Below are 7,231 nucleotides of genomic sequence, written 5' to 3' on the forward strand. Positions count from 1 at the left end.
CGGGCACCCCACGCAAGCACTTCCAGCTCTTCGCCGACATCCGCCCCGCCAAGAGCTTCCCCGGCGCCAAGGCCATCTGCGACAGCTCCGACCTGGTCATCGTCCGCGAGAACACCGAGGGCCTCTACGCAGACCGCAACACCCACGCGGGAACGGGCGAGTTCAGCCCGGTCGAGGGTGTGGCCATCGCGATGGGCATCATCACCCGTACGGCCACCGAACGCGTCGCCCGGGTCGCCTTCGACCTGGCCCGCTCCCGCCGCAAGAAGCTCACGATCGTCCACAAGGCCAACGTCCTCAAACTCACCACCGGCCTGTTCCGCACGGTCTGCCAGGAAGTCGCCCAGGAGTACCCGGACGTCACGGTCGACGACTTCCACATCGACGCCATGACCGTCCATCTGGTGCGCCGCGCCCAGGACTTCGACGTCATCGTCACCGAGAACATGTTCGGCGACATCCTCTCCGACCTGGCCGGCGAGATCAGCGGCTCCCTGGGCACCGCCCCCTCCCTCAACGCCTCCGCCGACCGAGCCATGGCCCAGGCCTCCCACGGCTCCGCCCCCGACATCGCCGGACAGAACCTCGCCAACCCCGTAGCCATGATCCTCTCCGGCGCGATGCTCTTCGAATGGCTGGGAGCCAAGCACGGCGACACCACCCTGACCGCCACCGCGAAGCTCAACCATCACCACAACCCCCACCACAACTGACACCCACCCGGGGCGGCCGCGATCCGGCCCCCCGACGCCCCGCGGCCGCGATCCGCCCGGGAGCGGCACGCCGTGGTGCGTCGCAGTTCGACGCCCCGCGGCCGCGATCCGGCCGGGAGCGGGCCGTGGTGGTGCGTCGCAGTTCGCCGCTTACCAGTGCGCACCCCAGCTCCACCGTGGCAGCAGACAGCAGTACGTCCGACCGGCGGCGAACTCGACGCACCACCACGGCCCCGACCACCCACCAACCCCTGGCGAGCCCCGTCGACCCACCACCCCCTCACGCCCCCACCCTCACGCCCCCACCCTCACGCCCCCACCCACCCGCACCCACCAACCGCACCGCCTCCCACCGAGCGCCGACCCGCCCCACGGCGCACGCTGGAGTCGTGGGACCGCATCCCCGGCGAGGAGGCCCCGTGAACAGTTACCGCCCCGTGAACAGCTACCGCTACCCCCCCATCGCCGAGCACGGCATGGTCGGCGACCTGCAGACGGCCGCGCTGATCTCCTCCGAAGGAACGGTCGACTGGTGGTGCACCCCCCGCTTCGACTCGCCCAGCGTCTTCGCCTCGCTCCTGGACAGCGAGGCCGGCGGCTACTGCCGGCTCGCCGCGGACCTCCCCGCCGGAACCGACGCGACGGTCCGCCAGCTGTACCTCTCCGACACCGCCGTCCTCGTCAACCGCTTCCTGACCCCCGACGGCGTCGGCGAGGTCGCCGACTTCATGGCGCCGATCACGGGCATCGCCGCCACCGACCGGCACCGCCTGATCAGGGTCGCCCGGGTGGTCCGGGGCAGCATGCCCTTCGCCCTCACCTGCCGCCCCCGCTTCGACTACGGACGCGCCGCACACACCCTCACCCGAGCCGGCGACCGCGCGGCGGTCTTCCACGGCCCGGCCACGGACCTGCACCTCCAGGCCACCGGCCCCCTCACCTTCGAGACCGACGGCAGCGACGGCAGCGACGGCAATAACGGCAACGACATCACCGCCCGCTTCCGGCTCGCCGCCGGCGAGATGGCCGCCGTCGTGCTGACCAGTGTCTCCAGCGGAGGCGCCGCCCCGACCGCCCCGGACCTGGACGCCGTCGCCGGCGAGCTGGAGGCCTGCCGCACCTTCTGGCACAGCTGGCTCCGCTCCTCCACCTACCGGGGCCGCTGGCGGGACATCGTCAACCGCGCGGCGATCACGCTGAAGCTGCTCACCTACGCCCCGACCGGAGCCCCCATCGCCGCCGCCACCATGGGACTGCCCGAGCAGATCGGCGGTGAACGCAACTGGGACTACCGGTACACCTGGGTCCGCGACGCCTCCCTGTCGGTCCGGGCCCTGATCGACCTGGGCTTCGAGGAGGAGGCGCAGGCTTTCCGCCGCTGGCTGCGGGACCGTATCGAGGCGGGCGGCTCCGCCTCCGGCGACCCGCTCCAGATCATGTACCGGGTGGACGGCGACCCCCACCTCACCGAAGAGGTCCTCGACCACCTCGAGGGCTACTCGGGCTCGGCCCCCGTACGGGCGGGCAACGCGGCGGCCGACCAGCTCCAGCTCGACATCTACGGCGAGGCCGCGGACGCCCTCGCCGTGGGCGGCGACATGGGCGCCATCCGGGGGTGGAAGGCGTTCAGGGACGTACTGGACTGGCTGGTCGACCACTGGGACCGCCCCGACGAAGGCATCTGGGAGACCCGCGGCGGCCGCCGCGACTTCACGTACAGCCGGCTGATGACCTGGGTCGCCTTCGACCGCGGCGTCCGTCTGGCGACCACCTTCTCCCGGCCCGCCGATATCGCCCGCTGGACCGAGGTCCGGGACGCGGCATTCGAACAGATTGCCGAACGCGGTTGGAACGACAAGCGCCAGGCGTTCGTGCAGCACTACGACACGGACGTCCTGGACGCGTCGCTCCTGCTCATGCCCCGGGTCGGCTTCCTCTCCCCCCGGGACCCGGCATGGCTCAGCACCCTCGACGCCATGGACGAGGAACTGGTCAGCGACAGCCTGGTCTACCGGTACGACCCCGCGGCGTCCCCCGACGGCCTGCGCGGCTCCGAGGGCACCTTCAACCTCTGCAGCTTCCTCTACGTCGAGGCCCTGGCCCGGTCCGGCAGAGTCCACCAGGCGCGCTACGCCTTCGACAAAATGCTCAGCTACGCCAACCATGTCGGCCTCTTCGCCGAGGAGATCGGCCCGTCGGGCGAGCAACTGGGCAACTTCCCCCAGGCGTTCACCCATCTCGCCCTGATCGCCGCGGCCATGGCGCTCGACGAACAACTCGACAGCGCGGAGTCCCGTCCGGGCACGGCCGACGGCCGCCCCCACGCCGATCGCCCCCACCCTGGCCGCCTCCACGCCGATCGCCCCCACCCCGGCAGGGCCGGCACCGGTGGCTGACACGGGAACGCCGAGCCACCCGTCGACCACGGCGCGACGGGTGCTCGCCCCGCTCGCCCTGGCCCAGTTCATCTGCAGCTTCGCCGGCTCGAACATGAACGTGATGATCAACGACATCAGCACGGACCTCGACACCACCGTCCAGGGCGTGCAGGTCGCGATCACCGTCTTCCTGCTGGTCATGGCCGCGCTGATGATCCCGGGCGGCAAACTGACCGACCGCTACGGCCGCAAACGCTGCTTCCTGGCCGGTCTCTCGATCTACGGCGTCGGCGCGCTGCTGAGCGCCGCGGCGCCCGGCCTCGGCGTCCTGATCCTCGGCAACTCGATCCTCGAAGGCATCGGAACGGCCCTGCTCATCCCGCCCGTTTACATCCTCACCACGCTCCTGTTCCGGGACCTGACCTCCCGGGCGCGCGCCTTCGGCGTCGTCATGGCGCTCGGCGGCATCGGCGCGGCGGCGGGCCCGCTGATCGGCGGACTCATCACCTCCGCACTCAGCTGGCGTGCCGCCTTCGTGTTCCAGGCCCTGGTCATCGCCGTGATCATCATGCTGAGCAGGCACCTCGACGATCCTCTGCCACCGGATCCGACCCGCCCCTTCGACACCGGCGGCGCCATCCTCTCGGCGGCGGGCCTGATCCTCCTGGTCATGGGCATCCTGGCCGCCGACGACAACGTATGGCTGATGATCGGCCTGCTCGTGCTGGGCGCACTCACCCTCGCCTGGTTCGTACGGTCCCTACGCGTGCGGGAGGCGGCCGGCAAGGAACCTCTGCTGTCCACCAGTCTGTTCCGCGACCGCACCTCCAACCTCGGCCTCGTCACCCAGAACGTGCAGTGGCTGCTGCTCATGGGGACGTCCTTCACCGTCGCGACCTACCTCCAGGTGGTGCGCGGATACGACGCCATCGAGACCGGGGTCGTCTTCACGGCCGCCACCCTCGGCCTGCTCGCCTCCTCCCTGGCGGCGGAACGCCTCGCGAGACGGCGCCCGCAGCGCACCCTCGTCATCACCGGCTTCGTCGTCGCCATCGCCGGCGTGATCGTCCTCATCGCCCTGGTCCACGCCGTCGACAGCGCCTGGGGTTTCGTTCCGGGACTCCTGCTGATCGGACTGGGGCTCGGCGTGATGCTCACCCCGTCGGTCAACATCGTGCAGTCGAGCTTCCCGGAGGAGCGCCAGGGCGAGATCTCCGGCCTCTCGCGCAGCGTGTCCAACCTCGGCTCCTCCCTCGGCACGGCCGTCGCCGGCACGATCCTCGTCGCCGGCCTCACCAGAGGCGCCTACGCCGCCGCCATGATCACCATCGCCGCCATCGGCCTGATCGGCCTCGCCGCCGCCGTACGCCTGCCACGGGGCCGGGATCCCACGGCGGATGACACGCGGAGTGGGGGAGGACCGTAAGGACGGGAAGGGCGGTGAAGCGCCGCACGGCGCGGCGCGGGTCGGCCGTCCGGATCTCGTCGGCCGCCGCCAGGGCATCGGTGATGCGGGTGAGGACGGTCCGGCGTCGGGCCGGCCGTCCACCACACGGCGAAGGGCGACCGACGCCTACGGGCCGCGGCCCGGTCCCGGAAGGCCGACGACACCATGGTCATCGACCACGAGAAGTGCCCACGCGCCCGCGCCCCCGCCCGCACGGCCGGACGAAGGCGGCGCGCGGCGGCCTCCGGCCGAACCGTCAGCCGGTCGAGGGTCAGTCGCTGCCGGTGAGTTCGCCGGTGAGTGTCCGGTGCATGCGGGCGCTGGGCTCGTTCAGGCCGGTGATCTCGACGGTCTTGCCGCGCTGGGCGTACTTCGTCTCGATGGCGTCCAGGGCGGCGACGGACGAGGCGTCCCAGATGTGGGCGGCGGAGAGGTCGATGACGACCTTGTCGGGGTCGGTGGCGTAGGCGAAGCGGCCGACGAGGTCGTTGGAGGAGGCGAAGAACAGTGCGCCGGTGACCCGGTAGACCGTGGTGGCGTGGTCGGGGTCGGTGACGGCGGTGACGTCGGCGAGGTGGGCGACGCGCTTGGCGAAGATGACCATCGCGGTGATCGAGCCGACGACGACACCGATGGCGAGGTTGTGGGTGGTGACCACGCACGCGACGGTGATCACCATGACGCCGATCTCGCCGGCGGGCATCCGCTTCAGCGTCTTCGGGGAGACCGAGTGCCAGTCGAAGGTCGCGAACGACACCATGACCATGACGGCGACCAGCACCGCCATGGGGATGTCGGACACGACCGGCCCGAAGACGACGCACAGCAGCATCAGGAACGCGCCCGCCAGGAAGGTGGACAGCCGGGTGCGGGCGCCGGACACCCGTACGTTGATCATCGTCTGGCCGATCATGGCGCAGCCGCCCATGCCGCCGAAGAAACCGGTGACGATGTTGGCGATGCCCTGGCCGACGGACTCGCGGGTCTTGGAGGAGCGGGTGTCGGTGATGTCGTCGACGAGTTTGGCCGTCATCAGCGACTCCATCAGGCCGACCAGCGCCATGGCGAGCGCGTAGGGGGCGACGGTGGTGAGGGTGTCCATGGTGAACGGCACGTCCGGCAGGCCCGGCACGGGCAGTGAGGACGGCAGGGCGCCCTTGTCGCCCACGGTCGGCACCGCGATCCCGGCGGCGACCGTGATGACGGTGAGGATGACGATGGACACCAGCGGCGCGGGCACGACCCGGCTGACCCTGGGGAAGAACACCATCAGGGCCAGACCGGCGGCGACCAGCGGATAGACGGCCCACGGCACGTCCGTCAGCTCCGGCACCTGCGCCATGAAGATCAGGATCGCGAGGGAGTTGACGAAGCCGACCATCACACTGCGCGGCACGAACCGCATCAGCCTGGCCACGCCGAGTGCGCCGAGGACGATCTGGAAGACGCCGGCCAGGATGACGGCCGCGACGAGGTAGCCGAAGCCGTGTTCGCGGTTGAGCGGGGCGATGACCAGGGCGACGGCGCCGGTCGCCGCCGAGATCATGGCGGGCCGGCCGCCGACGACGGCGATGGTGACGGCCATCGTGAACGAGGCGAACAGACCGATCGCCGGCTCGACCCCGGCGATGATCGAGAAGGAGATCGCCTCCGGGATCAGTGCCAGGGCGACCACGAGCCCGGCCAGCACCTCGGTGCGCAGCACCTTCGGGTCGGACAGCCAGGACGGACGGCGCCAGCCGCGCGGCCAGGCGGCGGGGGACGGTGCGGAGGAGGACAAGACGAGGGAACCTGTCGTGCTCGGGCACGTCCGGCATCGGGGCGGGCGCGCGGAGGGTGGGCGAGCGGTGGGGCGAGAGGTGGGGAGGAGGGTGAGGAGGAGGGCGCGAGAACGGACACGACAGGCCGCCGACCCAGCAACGGAGTGCAACTCTACCCTAACGTTAGGGTAGGGATCGGTGTCCGCCCGCCGCGGGCGCGACCGCGACAGAGGCGAGGAAAGGCCCGCGTGAGCAGCGAGCACATGCAGATCGGCGAGGTCGCCGTACGGACCGAGCTGTCGCTGCGCACCATCCGGCACTACGAGGAGACCGGCCTCGTCATGCCCTCCGCCCGTTCCCAGGGCGGCTTCCGCCTCTACACGGAGGCCGACGTCGCCCGTCTGGTGGTGATCCGCCGGATGAAGCCGCTCGGCTTCACCCTGGACGAGATGCGCGCCCTGCTCGACGCCACCGACCGCCTCGACTCGGGCGAGGAACTGCCGTCCGGGGAACGCGCGGAACTGCTGGAGCGGCTACGCGGCTTCGAACGGGCCACCCACCAACGGTTAACGGATCTGCGCACCCAGCTGGCCCGGGCACAGGAGTTCGCCGCCACGCTGGCGGAGCGCCTCCCCCGGTCCCCCACTCCTTGACGCGTCCACGACGGAACCCGGGGTGTGATCTTTCCGTCTTCCTCGGCGGCCGCCCTTAATCACCGTCTAGCAATCGACTAAAAAATTGATACATATACCCATGCGGGTGTTCTCGCGAACAACCCGCAGAATCACGGACTCCGTAAGGCGTCAACCACGGGCGAGACTCTGGGCCGTGGCGGGTGTCGCGGTCCTCGGTTTCCTCATCACGCTGGAGATCTCCGTACGTCGCTACGGCCTGCCAGGGCCGCTGACCAACCAGGTGCAGGAGGTGATATCG

The 7,231-nt window shown here is 70.7% G+C and carries 6 protein-coding genes; 5 read left to right on the top strand and 1 reads right to left on the bottom strand.

What is annotated here, in order from left to right; translation table 11 throughout:
- The 3 genes from I8N67_RS40390 to I8N67_RS40400 form a co-directional block, all read left to right on the top strand.
- Positions 1-713: isocitrate/isopropylmalate dehydrogenase family protein (locus I8N67_RS40390; protein ID WP_234047049.1), on the top strand; the 713-nt coding region annotated here is incomplete at its 5' end.
- 419 nt (positions 714-1,132) lie between these two features.
- Positions 1,133-3,109, top strand: a complete 1,977-nt coding sequence (locus I8N67_RS40395; RefSeq protein ID WP_307835518.1) for a glycoside hydrolase family 15 protein — start codon at positions 1,133-1,135, stop codon at positions 3,107-3,109.
- Positions 3,102-4,517, top strand: coding sequence for an MFS transporter (locus I8N67_RS40400; protein ID WP_307835519.1), 1,416 nt, complete (start codon positions 3,102-3,104; stop codon positions 4,515-4,517). Before I8N67_RS40395 ends, I8N67_RS40400 begins: the two co-directional genes overlap by 8 nt.
- Positions 4,518-4,809: 292 nt before the next feature.
- Here the strand turns inward: I8N67_RS40400 and I8N67_RS40405 are convergent, their stop codons facing one another.
- Positions 4,810-6,318, bottom strand: coding sequence for a SulP family inorganic anion transporter (locus I8N67_RS40405; RefSeq protein WP_200309291.1), 1,509 nt, complete (start codon positions 6,316-6,318; stop codon positions 4,810-4,812).
- A 228-nt stretch (positions 6,319-6,546) separates the two neighbouring features.
- Here I8N67_RS40405 and I8N67_RS40410 point away from each other — a divergent pair, with 228 nt between their 5' ends.
- A complete protein-coding gene (locus I8N67_RS40410; RefSeq protein ID WP_200309292.1) occupies positions 6,547-6,951 on the top strand; it encodes a MerR family transcriptional regulator in 405 nt (134 codons plus the stop codon).
- Positions 6,952-7,051: 100 nt separating this feature from the next.
- Positions 7,052-7,231: DUF5933 domain-containing protein (locus tag I8N67_RS43565; protein WP_234047050.1), on the top strand; the 180-nt coding region annotated here is incomplete at its 3' end.

This window comes from Streptomyces adelaidensis (assembly GCF_016598475.1).
Lineage (GTDB): Bacteria > Actinomycetota > Actinomycetes > Streptomycetales > Streptomycetaceae > Streptomyces > Streptomyces adelaidensis.